Origin of the sequence: Vulgatibacter sp. (assembly GCF_041687135.1) — a bacterium.
Lineage (GTDB): Bacteria > Myxococcota > Myxococcia > Myxococcales > Vulgatibacteraceae > JAWLCN01.
The window spans coordinates 112,673-132,810 of record NZ_JAWLCN010000008.1 but is presented as its reverse complement, the minus strand read 5'-3'; the positions used below and the strand labels follow the sequence as shown (position 1 = coordinate 132,810).

The following is a 20,138-nucleotide window of genomic DNA, read 5'->3' as shown; positions in this document are numbered from 1 at the left end:
CATGGCCGACGCACCCATTCTCGCGATCGATCCGAACCACCCGCAGCCGCGCCACATCGAGCGCGCCGTTGCCAGCCTCGAGGCCGGTGGCGTGATCGCCTATCCCACCGACACGTACTACGCGATCGGCTGCGATCTGATGAACAAGAAGGCGGTCGAGAAGCTCTACCGGCTCAAAGGGCGTCCTGCAGGCAAGCCGCTCTCCTTCCTCTGTTCCGATCTCTCCGACATCTCGCGCTACGCGAAGGTCTCCAACTGGGCCTACAAGGTGATGAAGCGCCTGGTGCCCGGTCCCTACACCTTCGTCCTCCCGGCGACGAAGCTGACGCCGGAGATCGCGATGACGAAGCAGAAGACCGTGGGCATCCGCGTCCCCGATGCGGCGATCCCGATGGCGCTGGTGGAGCGGCTCGGCCACCCGCTGCTCACCACCTCCGCCACCTACGGCGACGAGACCCTGCTCGATCCCCGCGACATCAAGTCGCTGCTCGGCCACGGCCTCGAGCTGATCATCGACGGGGGCTACCAGCTCAACGAGCCCTCCACCGTCGTCTCCCTCGTGGACGATCACGTCGAGGTGCTGCGCGAGGGCAAGGGGCCGGTCGAAGCGATCGGCTAGAGCAGGGTGCCGCGGAGCAGCAGGCTCGCGGCGCTGAAATAGATGAGCAGGCCGGTCACGTCGACCAGCGTGGCGACGAAGGGCGCCGACGCGCTGGCCGGATCGAGGCCGAGCCTGCGCAGGAGCAGCGGCAGCATCGATCCGGAGAGCGTGCCGAAGAGCACCACGCCGACGAGGCTGAAGCCCACCGTGAGCGCCACGCCTACCGCCGCTTCGCCGTAGGTGTGGAAGAGCGCCTCGCCGGCGAGGACGCGGACGATGCCGATGGCGCCGAGGAGCAGCCCCAGGGCGAGCCCCGAGGAGAACTCGCGGCGCACCACCCGCCACCAGTCGCGCACCTTCACCTCGCCCACGGCCATGGCGCGGATGACCAGCGTCGACGCCTGCGAACCCGAGTTGCCGCCGCTGGAGATGATGAGCGGGACGAAGAGGGCGAGGACCACCGCCCGGGCGATCTCGTCCTCGTACGCCGCCATCGCCGTGGCGGTGAGCATCTCGCCGAGGAAGAGCACCGCGAGCCACCCGCCGCGCTTCTTGAGCATTCGCGGCAGCGAGATGGTGAGGTAGGGTTCGTCGAGGGCCTCGGAGCCACCGATCTTCTGGATGTCCTCGGTGGCCTCCTCCTCGACCACGTCGACGATGTCGTCGACGGTGACGATGCCCTTCATCCGGCCGGCCTCGTCCACGACCGGGATGGCGAGGAGGCCCCAATCCCGGAAGAGGCGGCTCAAGCGCTCCTGATCCAGGTCGTCCCGGGCGGTGACCACGTCGACCTGCATCACGTCGCGGACGCGCTTGTCCGGCGGCGCCTGGAAGAGCTCGCGGAAGGAGACCACGCCGCAGAGATGCTGCTCCGCGTCGATCACGTAGACGTAGTAGATCGTCTCCAGCTTTTCCCGGGCCTGCTTGCGCAGCCAGGTGATCGCCTGATCCACGGTGAGATCGGGGCGCACCCTGGCGAAGCGGGGGCTCATCAGGCCACCGGCTTCGTCCTCCGCGTAGGCGAGCAGCCCCTGCACCTCGAGGCGCGCCGGCGGATCGAGGAGCGCGAGGAGCCGCTGCCGCTCCTCCGGCGGCGCCTCCTGCACCAGATCCGCTGCGTCGTCCGGGGGGAGCATCCGCACCCAGGAGCGGCGCTCGGTCTGCGGCAGCGAGGCGAGAAAGGCGTGCTGATCCCTGCCACCGAGGGCGAGGAAGAGATCCTCCTGCTGCTGGCGGTCGAGGAGGCGGATCCCCTCGGACCGCTCCTCCGTGCTGAGGAGCGGCCAGGCTTCGAGGAGTTCCTCTTCGTTCAGGGACTCGAGTTCCTTGCTCATCGATGCACCCCGGCTCGCGCCAGTGGTGCCCCAGGGCACGGGGCAAGTCGAGCTTTTGGTTCGTCCACAGGCGGCTTCCGGGCGGTGCCGGCGGGACGGGCGTAGAGTGGCCCGGTGCCGCGCCCCCGCACCCGCACGCCGACCTTCGGCCCCCTCGATCCGCTCCTCGATCTCTTCCTCGGCTACATCCGGGTGGAGCGGGGCCTCGGGCCGAAGACCGTCGACGCCTACGGCGAGGATCTGCGCGACTACCTCGACGACCTGCACAAGGCGGGGCTCGGCGACGCCGAAGCGATCGAGCCCGACCACATCCAGACCCACCTGCTCCACCTGGCCGAGCGCGGCCTCGGGGCGCGCTCGCAGGCGCGGCATCTGGCGGCGATCCGGATGTTCCACCGCTTCCTCTGCGCCGACCGGATCACGAAGAAGGATCCGGCCCGGGTGATCGAGCGGCCGAAGGCGGTGCGGAAGCTGCCGATCTACCTCACCGTGGACGAGGTGGAGGGGCTGCTCGCCGCACCCGAGGTGGTGAAGCCCACCGGCGCCCGCGACAAGGCGATGATCGAGCTGCTCTACGCCACGGGCCTGCGTGTCTCGGAGCTGGTGGGGCTCGAGCTCAACGACCTCAACCTCACCGCCGGCTACCTGATCGCGAAGGGCAAGGGCAACAAGGAGCGGATCGTGCCGGTGGGACTGATCGCGCGGGCTGCGGTGGAGCATTACCTCGACGGCCCGCGGCTCACCATCTGCAGGGGCCGGGCGGGTCGGGCGCTCTTCGTCGGCCCCACCGGCAGGCCGCTCACCCGGCAGGGCTTCTGGAAGATCCTGCGGAAGTACGCGGTGCAGGCGGGGATCGATCGGCCGATCTCCCCTCACAAGCTGCGGCACTCCTTCGCCACCCACCTGCTCGAGCGCGGGGCGGATCTGCGGGCGGTGCAGCAGATGCTGGGACATGCCGACGTGGCGACGACGCAGATCTACACCCACGTCGATTCGCGGCGGCTGCGCGGCCTCTACGACCGCTTCCACCCGCGGGCGTGACGCGCCGGCACGATCGGCGGGCGACCGTGCCGGCGCTGCGCCGCCGCTACCAGACCACGCGCACGCTGCGGTTGTAGCCGTCCCCGATCACCAGGTGGCCATCGACGGTGAAGCCGAAGCCGTTGGGCGTGTGGAGCTGCGCCTGGGTGGCGGGGCCGTAGTCGCCGGCGCTGCCCAGGGTGCCGCTGCCGGCGACGGTGTCGATGATGCCGGTCGTCGGATCGATGCGGCGGATCCGGTGGCCGCCGGTGAAGGCGAGGTGGACCGCGCCGTCCGGCGCCACCTGCAGGTGCGGCTGGTTCGCGAGATACGCCGTGGTGGCGTCGATGCCCTCGGCGGTGCTGCCGGAGGTGCTGGGCGCGCCGGCGACGTGCGTCCATGCGCCGCTCGGATCGCGCTTCATCACCGCGTGGCGCATGGTGGTGCCGAAGGAGCCGCCGCACCAGTTGGCTGCCAGGTAGAGGTTGCCCTGTGCATCCCACGCGCTGGAGCATTCGGCGCCGTCCACGCCGCAGTCGCGGATGGTGTAGTCCGCAGGTGCCGGGCTGCAGAAGGTGCTCGCCGGTGCGCCGGTGACGCTGTCGATGATCCCCGTGGCGAGGTCGATGCGGCGCAGGCGATCGGCGTTGCTGTCGCCCACGTAGAGACCGCCGTCCGGCGAGAGCGAGAGGTGGGTGAAGTGGCTCACCCACGCGCTGGTGGCGGGGCCGCCGTCCCCGTAGGGCGCGGTGTTGCTGGTGGCGCCACCGGCGATGGTGTCGATGAGGCCGGTGACGAGGTCGACCCGCCGGATGCGGCGGTTGGCGCTGTCGGCGACGTAGAGCAGGCCGCTCGCCTCGTCGAGGGCGAGGCCGCCGGGCCAGTAGAGCTGCGCGTCCACCGCGGGTCCGCCGTCGCCGCCATAGCTGCAGCCGTTCCCGCCGGCGACGTTCACGAGCACGCCCTGCGACGTGATCTTGCGGACGCGGCAATTCTCGCGATCGGAGAAGTAGATCGCCCCGTCGCTCGCCACGGCGATGCCGCGGATGGTGCCCGTCCGCGCAATGGCTGCAGGCTCCTCGCCTGCGCTGTTGCCGCTGGCGTGGGTGAGGTTCGAGGCGGAGAAGATCGTTCCTGCTGGCGGCGCCACCACCTCGTGCACGAACTCCACCGGGCTGCCGGCCACCGGGACGCCGTGGATGTCGTCGAAGTGGGCGCGGACCCGGAAGCCGCCGAGGGCGAGCGGGGCCCTGCCGTTGGCGGTGGCGAGACCCGTCGCGTCGGTGGCGGTGGTGGGGGCGTCGAGGGCCGTTCCTGCGTCCACCGCCTCCCAGCGCACCGGCGCGCCGACCACCGGCTGGCCCGCGTCGTCCTGGAGGCTGACGGAGAACGCGCCGATCTCGTCGACGGGGAAGGGCAGGGCGCCGTTGCCCGCGGCGAGGGCGAGGGTTGCGGCGGAAGGCGTGGTGGCGTTCACGCCCCAGACCACGCGGAGCGCGCGGTTGACCGAGTCGACCACGAGGAACTCGTCGCCGAGGATGGCGAGGTGGAGCGGCGCCTGGAGCCGCGCCGAGGTGGCAGGGCCGTAGTCGCCGCCGCCGCCGGCGCCGCCGGTGCCGATCACCGTGGTGACGCGGGTGGTGGCTGCGTCGATCCGGCGGACGCGGTGGCTGTGGTACTCGCTGTAGAAGAGGTTGCCCCCCTCGTCGAGGGCGAGCCCGATGCCGCCCACCATCGCCACCGAGGCGGCGGGGATCCCTTCGCTGGTGCTGTCGCCGCTGGCGTGGCCGGCGACGTGGTGGAGCGCGCCGGCGGCGTCGCGGCGGACGATGCCCGCGCGGAAGACGGCGCCGATCTTCGTGCCGCAGATCGTGCCGGAGAGGAAGGCGTCGCCGGCGGCGTTCCACACCGGCTCGCCGCCGGTGGCCACGGCGCTCACGTCGGTGATCACCACCTCGCCCTCGAGGCAATGGGTGGCGAAGGCGACCCAGGTCTCGATGGTGTTGGTGGGCAGATCCACCCGCCAGATCCGGTCGCGGCCGCGGTCGGCGATGGTCACCGAGCCGTCGGGCGCCACGGCGAGGCCGCCGAGGTCCTGGAACGAGGCGTCGGTCGCCGGCCCGCCGGCGCCGTATTCCGGGCCGGCTGCGCTGCCGCCGCCGGCGAGGTGGCTGATCTGGCCGGAGGCGAGATCGATCGTCCGCACCACCCGCGCGCCGTTGTCGGCGACGTAGAGGCGGCCCCGGCTCTCGTCGAGGGCGATGTCGCGCAGGCCGCGGAAGGTGGCCTGGAGGGCGGGGCCGCCGTCGCCGCTCGCGGTGGTGCAGGTGCTGCCGGCGATGCGGCGGATCATGCCGCCGGGCGAGACGGCGAGGACCCTGCAATGCGAGGAATCGCCGAGGTAGACGGTCCCGTCGCTGGCGATGGCGACGCCGCTCGGCACCCCGATGAGCGCTGCGGGGCCGAAGCCCGGCAGGCCGAGGTCGCCGAAGACGAAGCTCTCGTTCACCAGGGTGGCGATGGTGCCGGCGTCGGGCTGGAGCGAGGTCGCCGGGACGGCGGTCGGGTGGGCGTTGCCGCCGGTGACCACGAGGTCGAAGGCGCCGACCGCGCGGCCGAGGCGCACGTCGAAGGTGAAGCGGCCGTTCTCGTCGGTGACGCCGGCAGCAGGGGCGATCTGCACGCCGTCGGGTCCGGTGATTGCCACATCGGCACCGGCGACGGGCCGCTCGCGGGTGTCGAGGAGTTGCACCGTGATCGGATCGAGCGGCGTGAGGGCCCAGGCCTGCTGCGCGGCGCCGCTCGGGATCACGAAGGTGTGGCGATCGAAGCAGCTGCCGCTCTCGCAGATGCCGGTGCTGCAGAGGGTGCCGTCGTCTGCGGCGACGCCGGTATCGGTGCAGGTCGGCGTGCCGGTGCCGCAGGCGATCGCGCCGACGTTGCACTCGGCTGCCGGGGTGCAGGCGCTGCCCTCTTCGCAGGCGACGCAGGCGCCGTCGCTGCAGACCTGGTCGTCGCCGCAGAGGGTGCCGTTGGCGAGGGGCGCTACCGCCTCGCAGCTCTCGATGCCGCCTTCGCAGCGGGTCTCGCCGCGCATGCAGGGCTCGTCGGGGTCGCAGTCGTTGCCGGGCTCGCAGAGCGAGCCGCCGGCGCCGCCCATGCCGCCCGCGCCACCGCCCATGCCGCCCGTACCGCCGGCGCCGCCGATGCCCCCGGCTCCGCCGTCACCACCGGTGCCACCCGCACCGCCGGTGCCGCCCGACCCGCCGGTGCCGCCCGAACCGCCGGTGCCGCCCGAACCGCCGGTGCCGCCCGAACCGCCGGTGCCGCCGGTGCCACCCGTGCCGCCATTGCCAGCCGGCTTGCCGCCGGAATCCCCGCCACAGGCCTGTGCCAACAGGAGCAACAGCGCCAGTCCCGCAATCCGCCGCATCATCTGTGAAGCCCTCCGCCACTCGCTGCAGGAGATATGCGGCAGCGCGCGGCTCGACCTAGTGCGGAAAAGCGCACTCCACACCCATGGGAGCCGGCTTTCGCCTTCTTGGCATAGACTGCCCGGCCGAATTCAGGCAGCAGAGGCGACCATGGACCGCATCATCCGCGAGCTGATCCGCGACGTTCCCGACTTCCCGCAGAAGGGGATCGTCTTCAAGGACGTCACCCCCGTCCTCGGCGACCGGGTCGCCTTCCGGCGCACCCTCGATCTCCTCGCCGAGAACTACGTCGGCAAGCACATCGACAAGGTCGTGGCGATCGAGGCCCGCGGCTTCATCTTCGGCTCGGCGCTCGCCTACGCCCTGGGCGCGGGCTTCGCCATCGTCCGCAAGCCCGGCAAGCTCCCGTGGCACGTCGACGAGGAGCGCTACGGCCTCGAGTACGGCACCGACGTGCTCCAGATCCACGTGGACGCGGTGCAGCCCGGCGAGCGGGTCCTCGTCCTCGACGACATCCTCGCCACCGGCGGCACCGCGCGCGCGGCGAAGCGTCTCGTCGAGCGGCGCGGTGCCGAGGTGGTCGGTTTCGGCTTCGTCGCCGAGCTCGGCTTCCTGCACGGCAGGAAGCTCCTCGAGCACGACGAGATCTTTTCGATCGTCACCTACTGACAGGCGAGGGCTACATCTCCACCGCGCCCATCGTCCAGCCCGCGGTGGCCTCGCCGGTGTTGCCGGCAGCGTCGGTGCCGACGAGGCGCAAGGTGTAGGGGCCTGGCGAGAGGCTCATCGTGTGGGGCGAGGTGCAGGGCAGCAGGATGCCCCCGTTCACCTGGCATTCGAAGGTGCAGTTCGGCTCGTCGCAGACCAGCGTGATCGTCACCTGGTAGTTGCCGGTGGTGCCCGTCGGCGCGTCCGGCATCGAGACCACCGGCGCCACCGTGTCGATCGTCCAGGCGTGGTGGATGGCAGCGCCCTCGTTGCCCGCAGCGTCCGTGGGTACCGCCGTGAAGCCGTGCGGCCCTTCGGCGAGCCCGTTCCGTACCGCCGGGCTGGCGCAGGGAGACGGCTCCTCGCCGTCGAGGGCGCAGGTGAAGGTGCAGGGGCCGCCGACGTTGCAGCCGAACTCGAAGGTCGCTGCGGCGCGGTTCGGCGCCGGCAGCGCCGTGAAGGCGGCGGTCGGCGGCGTGAAGTCCACCGTCCAGCGCACGAAGCGCTCGCTCTCGTTGCCGGCGGCGTCGGTCGCCCGCACTTCGAAGAGGTGCACGCCCTCGGAGAGGCCGGTCAGGGTCTGCGGCGATTCGCAGGCGGCGAAGCCCGCGCCGTCGACGTTGCAGAGGAAGGTGCATGCCTCGTCGCAGGAGAAGGCGAGGTGCGCTTCGTCCTCGTTGGTGTGGGCCGGCGGCTGCTGATCGAAGGAGACCACCGGCCCGGCGAGATCGACGAGCCACTGGTAGCTGGTCGGCTCGCCCACCGAGAGGCCCGCGAGGCCGCGGACCGCGAAGCTGTGCTCGCCGCTGGTCACCGACTGGGTGCGCGGCGAGGTGCAGGGCGCGAACGCTTCCCCGTCGTAGGCGCACTCGAAGGTGCAGCCCTCGCGCGAGCATTCGAAGGTGAAGACCGGCGCGGGATCGCTGCTCCGATCCGCCGGCTTCCCCGTGATCGTCACCACCGGATCGGTGAGATCCACGTTCCAGTCCCAGGCGATCGGCGCGCTCTCGTTTCCAGCCGCGTCGGTGGCGATCGCGACGAAGCCGTGCGCCCCCTCGGCGAGATCGCCGTAGTCGATCGTGGCAGCGCAGGGCGCCATCGCCGCGCCGTCGAGGCTGCACGCGAAGGTGCAATCCGCCTCGGAGCAGGCGAGCTCGAAACGGGCATCGGCGCTGGCGCTGGGATCGGCGGGCTTCTCCTGCAGCGAGAGAATCGGACCCTCGACGTCGTTCTCCAGCGCCGCGGCAGCCGAGAGGCCGTGCTCGTTCTCGGCGACGAGCCAGATCCGCGCGTGGGCGTTGTCGCCGAACGAGACGGGGCCGAAGGAGCCGTCCGCAGCGACGGGCGTGCGGACCAGCTCCTCCTCCAGCTTCGCGTCCGCGTAGACGATCACCCGTTCCGCATCGGCGGCGGCGCCCGCCGTACCGAGCACCAGGTCGGCGGTGCCGGGGGCCTCCATCCGCACCAGCAGCGCCGCAGCGGTGAGCGCCGGTTTCTCCCCCGGCTCCGGCTCGGGCTCGGGTTCCGGCTGCTGCTGCCCCGGCCCCTCATCCGGCTCGTCCCCAGTACCACAGCCTGCTGCAGCAAGAAGCAACACCAGCGCGAGGCCGCGCCTCGTCCGCTCGTTCATCCGCCCCTCCGGTCGTGTGAACGATCTGCATCGCAGCGAGGGGCGTGGGTGGGGGAGTGCGGCGAACCGCACTACCTGAGGTGGGGAGGTCTGGTTGGGTGGTGCCGCGGCGCCGGTGATCTGCCGTCGCGGGTCCGTGGCGGCAGGCAATCCGTGCAGGGTGCTGCGGCCGATCTGACCTTCAGTCCCACGTCCCAGGCGGGTGGGCGTCGCAGGCATCCACGTCGGTGGCGTCCGGACGGGCGAAGTTCTGCTCGATGTGGCCGTCGCCCGCGGGGATCACCACCCACCACGCGGCGTCGGCGGCGGTGCACCGCTCGTCGCCGTCCTCGTCGACGAAGAGCGCGACCCGCTGCTCCATCCCGGGGATCACGCCGTGGCGGACGAGCAGGCTGAAGGCGCCGTCCTCGATCGGCGCCATGCCGAAGGAGCGGCGGGCGCCCGCCGCGTCCTGGATCACCGCGCGGATCTCCTGCCCCTCGAAGGGCTCGAACGCGCTGCCGACGAGGCGCAGATCGTAGCCCATGCCGACGAAGCGCTCGCAGGGCGCGTCGCTCGCCGCGGCCTGGGTGACGGGGAGGGTCCGGTGGGTGGGGTAGGGGCCTTCGACCTGCGCCGTGCCGCCTGCGTCCCGGGTCGGGTGACAGCGTCCGTCGCCGTCGAGGTCGACCATCCAGGCGAGGTCGGTGCTGGTCTCCGGGGCGAGGAAGCGGTCGAGCTGGATGCGGAAGGCGCCGTCGACGACCGCCGCCTCGAGCTGCGGATCCATCTCCTCCTCGAAGTCGTCGGTGGCGGTGACGAGGGCGACGGCGCCGGCCGGTGCGGCGAAGCCGCTGCCTTCGATGCGGAGGTGGCGGGGCGTGTCGGTGAACTGACCGCAGACTTCGTCCGGACCGCCCGCCTCCGCTTCGTCGAGGGTGAGAACGACGTCGTCCGCTGCTGGCGGCATCTCGATCCGCCAGGCGGTGTCGGTGGGGTCGCAGGCACCGTCGTCGTCGAGGTCGAGGAAGGCGGCTACGGTGGCGGCGCGTGCGGACGAGAGCGCGCCCTGCAGATCGATGCGCGTGGGCGCCCCGTCGGCGATGGGGGCGCTGCCGTGCTGGAGGAGCTCGCCCGTGGGGCCGTCGAAGACGGCGACGAAGAGCTCGCCGGTGGCGCCGTCGCCTGCGGGCAGCTCCACCGCCAGGTCGTGGTCGGCGGGCGCGCAGCTCGAGAGGCAGGCGGTGAACGCGGTGCAACTGGCCGCTTCCGCGCAGGCGGCACAGGCGGCGAGGGCCTCGTCGCCGGTCGCCTCGTCGGCGACGCAGGTGGCGACGCAGGCGTCGTGGCTGCCGCCGGCGAGGCCGCAGGCGACGAGGGGCTCGCAGAGCGCGTCGCAGAGCTGCTCGCGGGCCTGGCTGCCACCCCCACCGCCGCTGCCGCCCGAGCCGCCGGTTCCGGCGGTTCCGCCCGTGCCGGCGGGCCGGTCCCGTTCCGTGTCGCCACAGGCGAGGAGCAGAAGGCAAAGGGCCAGCAGGCCCATCGGCGTCGTGGTTCGCAGCTGCATCTCTTCCCCCGGTTGCGGCAGGGCGGCGGGCCCTGTCCTCCACTTGACACCTGGTGGCGGGATTCGGGCAAGTCGCGACGGCCGCGCGGGGGCGGCGCCTTCACCCTTGCCCGGGCCGTTCCCGTGGTGTACCTCTCACCCGTCACGGCCAAGCAGCCGGGACGAAACGGCTTTTGGCCCCATAGCTCAGGTGGATAGAGCGGCGGTTTCCTAAACCGTAGGCCACAGGTTCGAGTCCTGTTGGGGCCACCAATACTTAGCTCGCCTCCCTCCCTCTCCTGACAACAGATTCTGACAACAGGGGAGGGAGGGAGGCTGCTCACGTCACCAGCGCCTCCGCCGCTGGCAGGCGGTGTCTTGATGGAGTGGTGGCAGGTTGTCGCCCCAACCGGGATCGGCGTTGCGGGCACGCTGCTCGGCTACGTCGTGAAGGGGCGAGTTGACCAGCGCAAACACGAGCAGGCGAACCTGTTCGATGAGCGTATCGCAGCGGTGCGGGAGCACGAGGCGCTGCTCGCGGATCTTCACGCCCGCGCGGAAGCATGTGTCGACGTGGAAGATCCGGACGATCTCGCCGAGGTTGTCATCGCGCTGGAGAACGAGCTAGCGAGGTACGAACGGCTGCTGAGAAGGACCGCCTCTGTTTTCGACCGCAGAACGACCGAGTCTCTGTGCGAGGTGGTTGAGTTCTACGGCGACATAGTCCGGGGAGCGCGCTGGTACGACGAGCAGACATGCACGGCCATCACCTACCCCGATCTCGGCCAGCTGGACGAGCTACGCGATCACATTGAGCACCGCTTCCGCGTGATCCGAACCGGCGAACCTTGGGCGCTCTTCATCATCCGAAGCCTGATGCGCCGCTGAATTCGGCTGGATGGCCTCTAGTCTTCGCCCAACAACACCTTGCCGATCCGATCGGCGGCGTCCCGCTGCAGCTCCGGGGCAACGTGGGCGTAGGTTGTGGCGGCCAGGGTGACGCCGGTATGGCCGAGGCCCTCTGCGACGACTCGCAGCGGAACGCCCTGCAGTAGCGCCAGGCTGGCCCACGAATGGCGCAGGGCATAGGGCGTGGCGTGCGGGACCCCGGCCACCTCGAGCAGCTCACGGAACGTGCGCCGGACGTGGGCGTCGTCGAGTGGATTCCCGCCCCGCGTGGTGAACACGAGGTCGGGGAGCGGCGCGTCCCGCCACTCCTTCCGAAAGGCCATCTTCTCCTCGTTCTGCTGCAGCCGGTACTCGCGGAGCGCGCCGACAGCGGGCGCCGGCAGCGGTAGGTCGCGGCGGCTCTTCTCCGTCTTGAGCTCACCGAGGAACCAGCGCCGCGTCTCGCGGTCGCGCTCGAGGCCCTCGCGGATGTGCAGCACCGCGGCGTCGAGATCCACCCGCGCCCACGTCAGCCCATAGGCTTCCGAGGGGCGTAGGCCAGTGGCGATCATCACGAGGAAGAGGGCGCCGAGACGGTCCTCCTTCAACACGCCGAGCAGCTTCCGGGCCTCCGCGGCGCCGAGGTAGCGGGCCTCCTTACGCTGCACCCTGGGGGCGTCGATGAAGTCGGCAGATGCGGGGTTCTTGGCGATGAGCTCCCACCGCATCGCCTGCTTGAGCGCACGCCGCAAGATCGCGTGGCAGTGGCGCATCGTGAGCGGCGAGAGCTTCTCCGCCGTGCGCCCCTTCCGTCCATCGCGGGGCCGTGCCTTCCGCGCCGCGAGGAACTCGGCAACATCCGCAGCGGTGAGCTTCGCCAGGGGGACGGAGCCGAGCCCCGGCTTGAGGTAGAGCTCGACGTACTGCTCGTAGCCGGCGAGCGTGCGCGGCCGCAGCCGCCCCTCGGCTTGTAGGTGCTTGATCCAGCGGTCGAGGAAGGCGCCGACGCTGCCCTTCGCCGTGGTGATGGTCTTCCCTTCGTAGTGTGCGGAGAGGACTGCCACCGCCTTGCGCTTCACGTCGTCGGGGTTGGTCCCGTAGACGTACTTCCGCTTCCCGCGCCCCAGGCTGACGGCGGTGGTGTAGCGGCCATCGCTGCGCTTGGTGAGCTTCATGCTGACCCCTCGGCGCGACGGCGCGCCCGGTAACTGCGAGCAGCCAATTTCTGCGGGACCTTGTCGCCTCTACAGGTCGCGCAGTAGCGCTGACCGCGAGCCTTTCGCTCCGGCGTAAACGCACCCCCACAGCCCGCGCATACTTCAAGCCCGTCCGACCGGGCGACCGCGGACACCAGCTGCACAACAAGTGCCCCGAACAAAGACCATTGTTCGGGATGGGCAGATCCCAATCGAATCTGGGGTCTTCCGGATCCCCACGAAAGCACCGGCTGCACGCCACCAAACTCAAGCCAGCCGGTGAGGCTGTTGCCGAGATGGCTCCGGTGCGAGTCGAGTCCACCCTCGTCCAGCATCCGGACCAGGTCGACCGCAAACCCCTCAGCACGCCATCCCGGCGGCAGGTTGAACGGGCCGTCTTGGCCATCTCTGCGACGCGAGTCGTCATCCCGTCCGACGAACCACGAGTAGACGGATCCAAACGTAGCCCAGTCGCTCGTTGCTGGCTTTTCCTGACGATGAAGGGCGGCCGCGATGCGCAGCGCTGCCCCAGTTCCGCTAGCGATGAACCTCCAGATCTCCACGCGCTCCGGCCCACCCCAATGACAGCCCTCGGTAAGGCGCGCGTGCCCAATAGGAATCGAATGCTTGCAGAGGCCGAGCATTCCGTATCGCGCGGCGAACGCGCGGATGCGCCCGTCGCTCGCTCCCCCTAGCCCCACGAAGCGCTCGAGCAGCCCCGGCTGCGCTTCTGCCGCTCGCTGTCCCTTTGCCAGGCGAGCGTATTCCCTCTCGCGTTCTCGGTCCTCCTGCGAGAGCTCCCAGAAGTCCCATTGCTCGGGGGGCACGTAATCGATCCAGGGGCTCGGCTTCAGCCAGCCATCCTCCAGCAGCACGCGCGAGTGCACGCGCCATGCGCCTACCGGCAAATGGCGATCGTGCAGTCTTCCGTTCACGTCGTACAGCTCGCCATCGATTAGTGGGGGTGCCGCTCGGATCGTCATACCGGCGTTATATCACTCGCCGTGCTTGGCTGTCCACGCTCTGCGAATCTGTCCATGGAACAAAGGAGGTTCCCCTATGGACGGACAGATTCTCTTGAGGGTCGAGGAAGCGGCGAAGCGGCTCGGCTTCGGTCGATCGAAGGTCTACGAGATGGCCGCCAGCGGTGAGTTGCCGGTGGTGCGGTTTGGGCGTTCGGTGCGAATCCCCGCCGCCGAGCTCGAGCGTTGGGTCGCGGGAAAGGTCGAGCGCGGCGCCACCTCGGAGGCCGCGTAATGAAGCGCGGCCCTTACGGGAAAGTCTCCCGCCAGCTCCGAGGCGCCGCCTGCCGCATCCTCGCGGCGCGTGTCGGCTGCGGAGAGAAGTTCTTCGAAGACGTGCCCTCGCCCGAGTGGAACGTCGAGGAGCTCCACCCTGGCTCGCCGGAGTGGGCGATTCGCCTCGTCTGCTCCGTCGTCAGCAGGAACAGGCCCAACCACATCTGCTTCGACTTCCTCGCGCACGCCCTAGGCGAGCACACGCAGGCTGCCTCGACGCTCGTTAGCGCAGCGATGCACGGCCCCGAGGCCCTCGACGCCTGGATCGAGCGCTACTCGGTTCCGGCGCAGGAGGTCGCATGATCCGCCTGCCACAGGGACACCCCGCGGGCGAACTCCTGCGCCGCTCGCAACTGCCGCTGGTGCAGCTTGCAGGCGCGCTCGGCTGGGAGGGCGTGCGCCTCGACGAAGTGGTGCTCGTCGTCTGCACCCTCGACGATGAACCGGGCCGCGCCGTCGCCCTGGCGATGGGATGGAACGGCCAGCGGGACGGAGCGGGGAACGACTACGTTGCCGCGCTCGGCAACGAGTCGGTCGACCACCTCTTCTCCTGCGGTGCCATCCCCGAAGAGAAACGCGCCCCGCTGCGCGATGCACTTCGCAGCGCCTTCGTTCCCGGTAGCGGTCGCCTGATGGCGTGCGCAGGTGGGAAGTGGCTGGTCTGCCAGATGCTCGCCACGCCCACCTCGCCGAAGGAGGTGAATTGATGAGCGCCCCCACCCACAGCATCGACCTCGTGGCCGCCGTCGACCGCTACCGCCAGCGTGCCGCCGCTGTCCGCGGTGCAGGGCGGCTGCCTGCGCACTTCGCCAGCGACGAGGCCCGAGCGCTCACCGACGCCGCCAACACGCCGAAGGCACTCCTCGAGGACCTGATCCGCCAGGCGGAGCGCACCGCTTCCCAGGCAGAGGCCCTCGCCCGCAAGGCCCGCGAGATCGTTGCCGGCATGGAGGCGCCGTGAACCCCTACGACATGACGCCGCCGCAGTTCGCCGCCCACCTGCGCGAGATGGTCGAGGTGGGGGCGCAGCTGGGGAACGAGTGCGCGGATTGGATCATCGAGCCCGCCTTCCTCGAGACGCTCACCGCAGCGGAGGACCTCGCAGCCCTCACCGGCTTCGAGCCCGACGCCGAAGTTGCCGCCGCCGTTGCCCGCCTCGCCGATGCGCTCTCGCGTCTGCCGGCGGCGCCCGACTCCATCGTTGCCGCGATGGGTGATCGGCGTGCGGCCTGACCAGAAAGACGAAGGGCGCCCCCGTTGCCGCGGTGGGCGCCCCCCTACATCGAACCCCTAGCAAGGAACGACATGGAAACCCTAGCAGAGAACCCGGTTCTCGACCCCAACATCGCGATCGAGCGCAAGCTACTCGGCGCCATTCTCATCGACCCGGCAGTCATCCGCCTCCCCGGTGTCGCCGACCTCAGCGTCGATGACTTCGAGGCGCAGGAGTCGCGGATCATCTTCCGCGACATGCAGCAGCACCCCGAGGGTATCGCCACCGACCTGATCAAGCTGCGGCTCAACAAGGCCGGCTTACTGACTTCCAAGGTCATCGACGCCCTGACCGACGCGGAGGAGCGAAGCCTCACCAAGGCGAATGCCGGCGTCGATGCCGCAATCATCAAGGCCCGCGCAGCGGAACGAAAGGAAGAGGCGACTCGACAAGCCGTAGCGCGCGAGGTGCTCGCCGTCGCCCGCGGCATCGCGTCGGGAGAGGTGCCCGCCAGCGAGGCGCGGCGCATCGTCGTCGAGCGTCTCGACCGTGTGGCCGAGCGTGCTGCCCCCAGAAGCCGCAGATTCGTCACCGGCCCCGGAGCCTTCGCCGCACCCTTCGAGCGCCTCCTGCGCCGTCTGACGCAGCGAGAGAAGCCCATCCCCACGTCGCTCCCGACGCTCAACAAGATCATGGGCGGCGGACTGGGGCGCGGCGTGCACGTCATCGTCGGGAACACCGGCACCGGCAAGTCGCAGTTGGCGCTTGAACTCGCGCTGACCGCTGCTGAGCAGGGCTACCCGTCGCTCTATCTGGGCCTCGAGCTCGACGACCTCGACGTTACTGCGCGCATCATGGGGCTGCGGAGCGGGCGGGATAAGCGGTGGGCCGACTTCTTCCTCGGCAACGCCGACCAGCAGGATTACGCCGCGGCGGTGGGGGCGCTCAACAACGTCAGCAACCTGCCCTTCGCCTACCACACCCCTACGGCACTGGCCTGGAGCCACACAGAGCTCCGGTCCACCGCTGCGGAGCTGCGGGATCTCCATCCCGAGGAGGAGCCCGGCGCGCTGCCGATGCTCATCGTCCTCGACTTCCTGCAGATCGTCGACGGCACCGAACGGGAATTGCGGGAGCGCATCAAGGCTGCCTCCTACTCCGCCCGCGCGGTCGCCATCGCCTACAACACCGCCATCGTCCTCGTGTCGAGCACGGGGCGGGAGCACTACGCGACGCTCTCCGGCGAGACGAAAAAGACCTCCGGCGGCGGCAACATCGAGGCGTTCGGCGAGGGCGACCCCTCGCGCTTCGTCGGCATGGGGAAAGAGTCCGGGGAGATCGAGTTCAGCGCCGATTCCCTCCTCGTCCTGGGGCGCACGCCGAGCAAGGACCTGCGGATGGGCGTGGCGAAGCTGCGCGCCCGTCCGACCGAGCATGCCGACTTCAACGGCTGGATCGACCTCGCGTTCGACGGGAACCGCCACCGCGAGCCCGCCGCCCCGCGCAAGGTGGAGGGCTTCGGGCGATGAATGCCCGCACCAGAATCGAGGAACGCTACGACGAGCTCGTTGCGCGCGCAGAGGCAGCCGGGGACGCGCCGATCCTGTCGCCTCCAGGCCTCCATCTCCCCGGATACCACGACGAATCGGAGCCGAATCCGCAGCCGATGACCGCCACCATCAACGGCGAGGTCTTCACCTACCGCAAGGCGGCGGCGCTAATGCGGCAGTGGCGCAAGGAAGGGGTCGACCGGACCGTCGAGGACCTCGAGCACGCCGTCGAACTCCTCGTCGAGGTCCCGCTGCGGCGCGCTGTGCTCGCACGGCCCGCCGTGGGCGAGTGGTGGAGTTGGGCGCTCGACTCCAAGGCGGGCAAGATCGCGTGGCTTGTCGCCGTCACTCTCCCGCGCATCGGCTTCGCAGAGCAGGTTCTCGACAGCTTCCCGTCGCAGGCGGACGCGGCGAAGGTTCTCGCGTGGGTGCGGGAGCGCTTCCTCGACGAGTTCGAGCCCGAGCTGTCGGGCATTCTGCAGCGCGTCGCCGACGAGCATGGCCGATTCCTTTGCGTCGTCATCGACCGCGGAGGATGGGTTCGCCACTGGCGCGACGGCGCTCTCGCCGTCCTGCATCTCGCGGAGGAAAGGGTGAGGCAGAGCGGCTCCCATCCAGTCGTCCGAATCAGCGCCAACCGGGAGGCTCACGAATCACTGCGCATCCTCTCGGCGGGCGGGCGGAGCGGGCCTGAATCGCCGTGGGCGTCGGCGACGACGGCGGAGGATTGGGTCGAGCTCGTATGGGACGGACGACCGCGGCCCGTGCAGTTGCGGATCGCCTTCGACAAGAGCAGCCCCATCGACGGCGCCATCCTTCGCGGCCTCCTCGACGAACTCCAGGAGGACGGCGTCCGCGACTGGATCCTGTTCTGGCGCATGGCCGGCGAGCAGGGCGCTACGGGACACTTCCGATGGACGTGGCGGGAGCACCGCGAGAGGACGAGCTACGCGCGCCGCCTCGCATCGAAGAAGGCGAGCGAGAGCGAACTCGCGGCGTCCGTGGTGAAGCGGATCTGGCGGATGAAGAATGCCGAGCTCCGCCACCACCGAGCCCTCGACGACAACACGGTCGGCTTCGTGCGGGTGGGACCGTTCGGCCTCATCGACATCCCAGCTGGCGTCGAGGAGATCGGGAAGGCGGGGCGCTCCCTCGTCGCCGCGAAGATGCAGATCAACCCGGCGATCTACGCTGGCGCCCACCGCGCGGCGAAGAGCCCGAACTTCACGTTGATCCCCGAGCGTGCCCTCGAGCTCCCGTCGCGGGCGCTGCGCCTCCTCGCCTTCCTCGTCTACCAGTGGCACTACGACCGCAACCCGGAGGGCACCACGCTCAGGGCAGGCACGCTGTGGGAGTACGCCAGCATCCGCGCCGGCCTGCGGACGCAGCGCAAGAGGTGGCCCGCAGCGAAGCAGGCCCTCGACCGCGACCTCGACCTCCTCGTCAGCGAAATCGGGATCACCGTCACCGCCGACGAGATAGTCAACCCGGAGGCGCTGTACCGAATCCGTGCGCCGAACTGGTGGATCGACCGCATCATCCACGGCGTGCCGCCGCACTACGGGCCGAGCGTCGCCAGCGTGCCGCGCACGGGCCGCGAGTTGAAGGGCTGGCGGGAAGCGCAGGGGATGAGCCAGGCGCAGATCGCCGCCGCCATCGGCGTGGATCAGAAGACCATCTCGCGCGCCGAGCAGGCGCCGTTGGTGCCGCTGCGACCTCGTCTTCTGACCGCCCTCGCTACCGTTCGCGGCAAGGCGGCTTAGGCAAAAAGGTAGCCCCCGCGGACCCGGTTAGGCAGAAAGGTAGCCACCACGGACCGGACCGCCGGAATCGCCAAGCAATACCGGCAGGTTACGGTGGTCCGCTCCCTATAAAACGTCTTTCTTAGACGTGCTGGCCGGTGTGATGTGGGGCTTCGCCCCTCACCCCGGCAGCCAGGGGGAAGAGGGCGGGCCGTCGTCTTTGGGTGCTACGGCCCGCCCCGCTCCACGGTGGTTCCATGGTGGCTCAAGGCTTCGGTGGGTTGAGGCTCTCGACCGCGGCCAAGAAGTCCGTAAGGACCCCCGCGTCATTCAAGCGCCCAACGAGCGAATGCTGCTGCTGGGAGCGAAGAAAGCCATCGTGCGCCGCGGCATCGACGCGATTGCGCTCGAGGACCTGCAGTACCGTTCTCTCGAAAGCGTCTGCGGCCGAGCCGATAACTTTGCCGGCCACCGTGAGATCGAGGACCAGGCCGACGCGACAGTGAGGGTCATCAAGCAAGTAGCTGTTGATGGAGAAAAAGTGGTGCGCAACCTCATTCCTTTGGGCGACCACCTTGTCGAGGATCGCGAGCAATTGCGCCACCGGCAGGCCGAGCCGCTCGAATGCCTGCTTTGTTTCGTTCTTGAGCTGGCCTAGAGGAAGGCGCGAGATCCGCTCGACTTCCGCTTCCGTCCTCTCGACGAATTCCACGTCGGCCGCCGTGGACTTTAGCGCCTTGTGGAAGACTAGCAGCATGCCAAGTGCTCTCTCGAGCCGCTGCGCCGCGTGCATCGCCCTTCCGTGGGCGGCGTACACCTCGTCGAGTGCGCCCGTGGGGGGCGGCAGTGCTTCGAGGTAGCTAGAGCGCTTCGGGGAGTCGGCACTCACTTTGATTCGCTCGCCGCTTCGGCCTGACCTGCTCGCCATGCCGCTTCCCTCGCACGCTCGCACGCCTCCTCGAACGAGACGTTGGCCGAGAGCATGCTGACCAGCGCCCCCCCTCGGTAGATCGCCCAGGAGAAGCCCCGCTGGCTCTCCTCGACGACACACACCAACCCCGCCTCTTCGAACGTCGCGTTCTTCGCTCGGTACTTCGCCGCCATGTGGCCACCTCCTGCGACCTAGCGTAGCAGCGTCGGGCACCATCGGGACGGCGACGGCACCGCACCCGCTAGACGGGGAGAAACAGGGCGATTGGGGCCGTTCTAGGCACTTCGTTACCCATATGGGGTAGGCAAAAGGTGGGGCCGGCCATCGAGAAACCGCGCGTGTTACGGTCCAAAACGCGGGGTCGAAATCGAGGATTTTTGGTCCTAGGCCACGTTCCACGCTGTTTCACGGGCTTCGGATGGAGCCGTTCCGAAACGGCCAACTTTTTCGCGCGGAACCATCGCGGCGGCGTCGGTCCCCGTGGCATCCGCCAGCCCACCCAGCCACCGAGAATGCGACAAGGGGCCGTGGAACGTGGGTGCGATCGCGTGGAACGGCCTCTAGACCCCTGAAAACCCCCATCGCTGGCGGTACGTGCAAAGGGTCTTGAGCGCGGTTCGCAGGAAGCCAGCTGCTGGGTCTGCGAGGTGCCCCCCCTAGACCACCTCGCGCGCAATCAACCCCTTCGCCCGCATCCTGTCCGCCATCCTCGAGCGTGCGGCGTCGACACGGCGTGCGGCAGCCTTCCCCTGCACCCCGATCGCCTCGCCGATCTCCCGGTAGGAGTGGCCGGCGGCACGCATCGCCAGGGCGTTCCGCTCCTCCACGTCGAGCGTGCCGACGATGGCGAGGAGCTCGCTGCGAAGGGCGAGCGTCTCGTCGCGGGAGAAGCGGGACGAATCGAAGCCGATGGAGACGCCGGAGAGATCCACCGACCGCGGCGAATCCGGGCGCGCGTTGACGAGCCAGCGGATCGCAGCGTCGACCGTCGAGAACCTCGGCTGCGGCTTCAGATCGTAGGGCGTGGTCTGCATGGGTGCCCATCCTAACGCACCTGCATAACAGTCG

The 20,138-nt window shown here is 69.8% G+C and carries 20 protein-coding genes and 1 tRNA gene; 12 read left to right on the top strand and 9 right to left on the bottom strand.

From position 1 onward, the window contains the following. Position 1: 1 nt before the first annotated feature. Positions 2–619: an L-threonylcarbamoyladenylate synthase gene (locus tag ACESMR_RS17670; protein WP_373048433.1), complete on the top strand. Its 618-nt coding sequence runs from the start codon at positions 2–4 to the stop codon at positions 617–619. Here the strand turns inward: ACESMR_RS17670 and mgtE are convergent. Continuing rightward, positions 616–1,935, bottom strand: coding sequence for a magnesium transporter (mgtE, locus tag ACESMR_RS17665; RefSeq protein ID WP_373048432.1), 1,320 nt, complete (start codon positions 1,933–1,935; stop codon positions 616–618). The genes ACESMR_RS17670 and mgtE overlap by 4 nt on opposite strands. Positions 1,936–2,049: 114 nt before the next feature. Here mgtE and xerD point away from each other — a divergent pair, with 114 nt between their 5' ends. Next, positions 2,050–2,976 (top strand): site-specific tyrosine recombinase XerD, encoded by a 927-nt coding sequence (xerD, locus tag ACESMR_RS17660; protein WP_373048431.1) that lies wholly within the window; start codon positions 2,050–2,052, stop codon positions 2,974–2,976. Between the two features lie 46 nt (positions 2,977–3,022). On the opposite strand, the gene ACESMR_RS17655 is transcribed toward xerD, so the two are convergent. Beyond that, complete coding sequence (locus ACESMR_RS17655) at positions 3,023–6,391, bottom strand: hypothetical protein (RefSeq protein WP_373048430.1); 3,369 nt, start codon at positions 6,389–6,391, stop codon at positions 3,023–3,025. A 148-nt stretch (positions 6,392–6,539) separates the two neighbouring features. Here ACESMR_RS17655 and ACESMR_RS17650 point away from each other — a divergent pair, with 148 nt between their 5' ends. After that, positions 6,540–7,058: an adenine phosphoribosyltransferase gene (locus ACESMR_RS17650; protein WP_373048429.1), complete on the top strand. Its 519-nt coding sequence runs from the start codon at positions 6,540–6,542 to the stop codon at positions 7,056–7,058. A 10-nt stretch (positions 7,059–7,068) separates the two neighbouring features. Here ACESMR_RS17650 and ACESMR_RS17645 read toward each other — a convergent pair whose 3' ends face one another. Both ACESMR_RS17645 and ACESMR_RS17640 read right to left on the bottom strand, forming a co-directional pair. Next, complete coding sequence (locus ACESMR_RS17645) at positions 7,069–8,727, bottom strand: hypothetical protein (protein ID WP_373048428.1); 1,659 nt, start codon at positions 8,725–8,727, stop codon at positions 7,069–7,071. Positions 8,728–8,908: 181 nt separating this feature from the next. Continuing rightward, positions 8,909–10,273 carry a hypothetical protein gene (locus ACESMR_RS17640; RefSeq protein ID WP_373048427.1) on the bottom strand — a complete coding sequence of 455 codons (1,365 nt, stop codon included), beginning with the start codon at positions 10,271–10,273 and terminating at the stop codon, positions 8,909–8,911. A 175-nt stretch (positions 10,274–10,448) separates the two neighbouring features. Here ACESMR_RS17640 and ACESMR_RS17635 point away from each other — a divergent pair. Then, positions 10,449–10,525, top strand: a tRNA-Arg gene (locus ACESMR_RS17635). A 108-nt stretch (positions 10,526–10,633) separates the two neighbouring features. Then, positions 10,634–11,140, top strand: coding sequence for a hypothetical protein (locus ACESMR_RS17630; RefSeq protein WP_373048426.1), 507 nt, complete (start codon positions 10,634–10,636; stop codon positions 11,138–11,140). A gap of 17 nt (positions 11,141–11,157) precedes the next feature. Here ACESMR_RS17630 and ACESMR_RS17625 read toward each other — a convergent pair whose 3' ends face one another. Both ACESMR_RS17625 and ACESMR_RS17620 read right to left on the bottom strand, forming a co-directional pair. Next, positions 11,158–12,315, bottom strand: a complete 1,158-nt coding sequence (locus ACESMR_RS17625) for a tyrosine-type recombinase/integrase (RefSeq protein ID WP_373048425.1) — start codon at positions 12,313–12,315, stop codon at positions 11,158–11,160. Further along, on the bottom strand, positions 12,312–13,271 hold the full coding sequence (locus ACESMR_RS17620) for a hypothetical protein (protein ID WP_373048424.1): 960 nt from the start codon (positions 13,269–13,271) through the stop codon (positions 12,312–12,314). Before ACESMR_RS17620 ends, ACESMR_RS17625 begins: the two co-directional genes overlap by 4 nt. 124 nt (positions 13,272–13,395) lie before the next feature. Between ACESMR_RS17620 and ACESMR_RS17615 the strand changes: the two genes are divergently transcribed. The 7 genes from ACESMR_RS17615 (at position 13,396) to ACESMR_RS17585 (ending at position 18,160) form a co-directional block, all read left to right on the top strand. Next, positions 13,396–13,593: a helix-turn-helix domain-containing protein gene (locus ACESMR_RS17615; RefSeq protein WP_373048423.1), complete on the top strand. Its 198-nt coding sequence runs from the start codon at positions 13,396–13,398 to the stop codon at positions 13,591–13,593. Further along, the gene (locus tag ACESMR_RS17610; RefSeq protein ID WP_373048422.1) at positions 13,593–13,937 is read left to right on the top strand and encodes a hypothetical protein; all 345 of its coding nucleotides are present in this window, start codon (positions 13,593–13,595) and stop codon (positions 13,935–13,937) included. Before ACESMR_RS17615 ends, ACESMR_RS17610 begins: the two co-directional genes overlap by 1 nt. Beyond that, positions 13,934–14,341 carry a hypothetical protein gene (locus ACESMR_RS17605; protein ID WP_373048421.1) on the top strand — a complete coding sequence of 136 codons (408 nt, stop codon included), beginning with the start codon at positions 13,934–13,936 and terminating at the stop codon, positions 14,339–14,341. Before ACESMR_RS17610 ends, ACESMR_RS17605 begins: the two co-directional genes overlap by 4 nt. Beyond that, a complete protein-coding gene (locus ACESMR_RS17600) occupies positions 14,341–14,595 on the top strand; it encodes a hypothetical protein (RefSeq protein WP_373048420.1) in 255 nt (84 codons plus the stop codon). Before ACESMR_RS17605 ends, ACESMR_RS17600 begins: the two co-directional genes overlap by 1 nt. Next, positions 14,592–14,867, top strand: a complete 276-nt coding sequence (locus tag ACESMR_RS17595) for a hypothetical protein (RefSeq protein ID WP_373048419.1) — start codon at positions 14,592–14,594, stop codon at positions 14,865–14,867. Before ACESMR_RS17600 ends, ACESMR_RS17595 begins: the two co-directional genes overlap by 4 nt. 72 nt (positions 14,868–14,939) lie before the next feature. Then, the gene (locus ACESMR_RS17590) at positions 14,940–16,376 is read left to right on the top strand and encodes a DnaB-like helicase C-terminal domain-containing protein (protein WP_373048418.1); all 1,437 of its coding nucleotides are present in this window, start codon (positions 14,940–14,942) and stop codon (positions 16,374–16,376) included. Further along, positions 16,373–18,160 (top strand): helix-turn-helix domain-containing protein, encoded by a 1,788-nt coding sequence (locus ACESMR_RS17585; RefSeq protein WP_373048417.1) that lies wholly within the window; start codon positions 16,373–16,375, stop codon positions 18,158–18,160. Before ACESMR_RS17590 ends, ACESMR_RS17585 begins: the two co-directional genes overlap by 4 nt. A gap of 244 nt (positions 18,161–18,404) precedes the next feature. Here ACESMR_RS17585 and ACESMR_RS17580 read toward each other — a convergent pair whose 3' ends face one another. From ACESMR_RS17580 to ACESMR_RS17570, 3 genes are all read right to left on the bottom strand, one after another. Then, positions 18,405–18,932, bottom strand: coding sequence for a hypothetical protein (locus tag ACESMR_RS17580; RefSeq protein WP_373048416.1), 528 nt, complete (start codon positions 18,930–18,932; stop codon positions 18,405–18,407). Positions 18,933–19,024: 92 nt separating this feature from the next. After that, positions 19,025–19,243, bottom strand: coding sequence for a hypothetical protein (locus tag ACESMR_RS17575; protein WP_373048415.1), 219 nt, complete (start codon positions 19,241–19,243; stop codon positions 19,025–19,027). Positions 19,244–19,726: 483 nt separating this feature from the next. Next, positions 19,727–20,104, bottom strand: coding sequence for a hypothetical protein (locus ACESMR_RS17570; RefSeq protein ID WP_373048414.1), 378 nt, complete (start codon positions 20,102–20,104; stop codon positions 19,727–19,729). Between the last annotated feature and the right edge of the window lie 34 nt (positions 20,105–20,138).

Coding starts and splice junctions, on each gene's coding strand:
- ACESMR_RS17605 (WP_373048421.1), top strand. CDS start 13,934: ATGATCCGCCTGCCACAGGGACACCCCGCGGGCGAACTCCTGCGCCGC.
- ACESMR_RS17575 (WP_373048415.1), bottom strand. CDS start 19,243: ATGGCGGCGAAGTACCGAGCGAAGAACGCGACGTTCGAAGAGGCGGGG.
- ACESMR_RS17570 (WP_373048414.1), bottom strand. CDS start 20,104: ATGCAGACCACGCCCTACGATCTGAAGCCGCAGCCGAGGTTCTCGACG.
- ACESMR_RS17630 (WP_373048426.1), top strand. CDS start 10,634: ATGGAGTGGTGGCAGGTTGTCGCCCCAACCGGGATCGGCGTTGCGGGC.
- ACESMR_RS17655 (WP_373048430.1), bottom strand. CDS start 6,391: ATGATGCGGCGGATTGCGGGACTGGCGCTGTTGCTCCTGTTGGCACAG.
- ACESMR_RS17590 (WP_373048418.1), top strand. CDS start 14,940: ATGGAAACCCTAGCAGAGAACCCGGTTCTCGACCCCAACATCGCGATC.
- ACESMR_RS17610 (WP_373048422.1), top strand. CDS start 13,593: ATGAAGCGCGGCCCTTACGGGAAAGTCTCCCGCCAGCTCCGAGGCGCC.
- mgtE (WP_373048432.1), bottom strand. CDS start 1,935: ATGAGCAAGGAACTCGAGTCCCTGAACGAAGAGGAACTCCTCGAAGCC.
- ACESMR_RS17650 (WP_373048429.1), top strand. CDS start 6,540: ATGGACCGCATCATCCGCGAGCTGATCCGCGACGTTCCCGACTTCCCG.
- ACESMR_RS17600 (WP_373048420.1), top strand. CDS start 14,341: ATGAGCGCCCCCACCCACAGCATCGACCTCGTGGCCGCCGTCGACCGC.
- ACESMR_RS17625 (WP_373048425.1), bottom strand. CDS start 12,315: ATGAAGCTCACCAAGCGCAGCGATGGCCGCTACACCACCGCCGTCAGC.
- ACESMR_RS17670 (WP_373048433.1), top strand. CDS start 2: ATGGCCGACGCACCCATTCTCGCGATCGATCCGAACCACCCGCAGCCG.
- ACESMR_RS17585 (WP_373048417.1), top strand. CDS start 16,373: ATGAATGCCCGCACCAGAATCGAGGAACGCTACGACGAGCTCGTTGCG.
- ACESMR_RS17645 (WP_373048428.1), bottom strand. CDS start 8,727: ATGAACGAGCGGACGAGGCGCGGCCTCGCGCTGGTGTTGCTTCTTGCT.
- ACESMR_RS17615 (WP_373048423.1), top strand. CDS start 13,396: ATGGACGGACAGATTCTCTTGAGGGTCGAGGAAGCGGCGAAGCGGCTC.
- ACESMR_RS17580 (WP_373048416.1), bottom strand. CDS start 18,932: ATGCACGCGGCGCAGCGGCTCGAGAGAGCACTTGGCATGCTGCTAGTC.
- ACESMR_RS17640 (WP_373048427.1), bottom strand. CDS start 10,273: ATGCAGCTGCGAACCACGACGCCGATGGGCCTGCTGGCCCTTTGCCTT.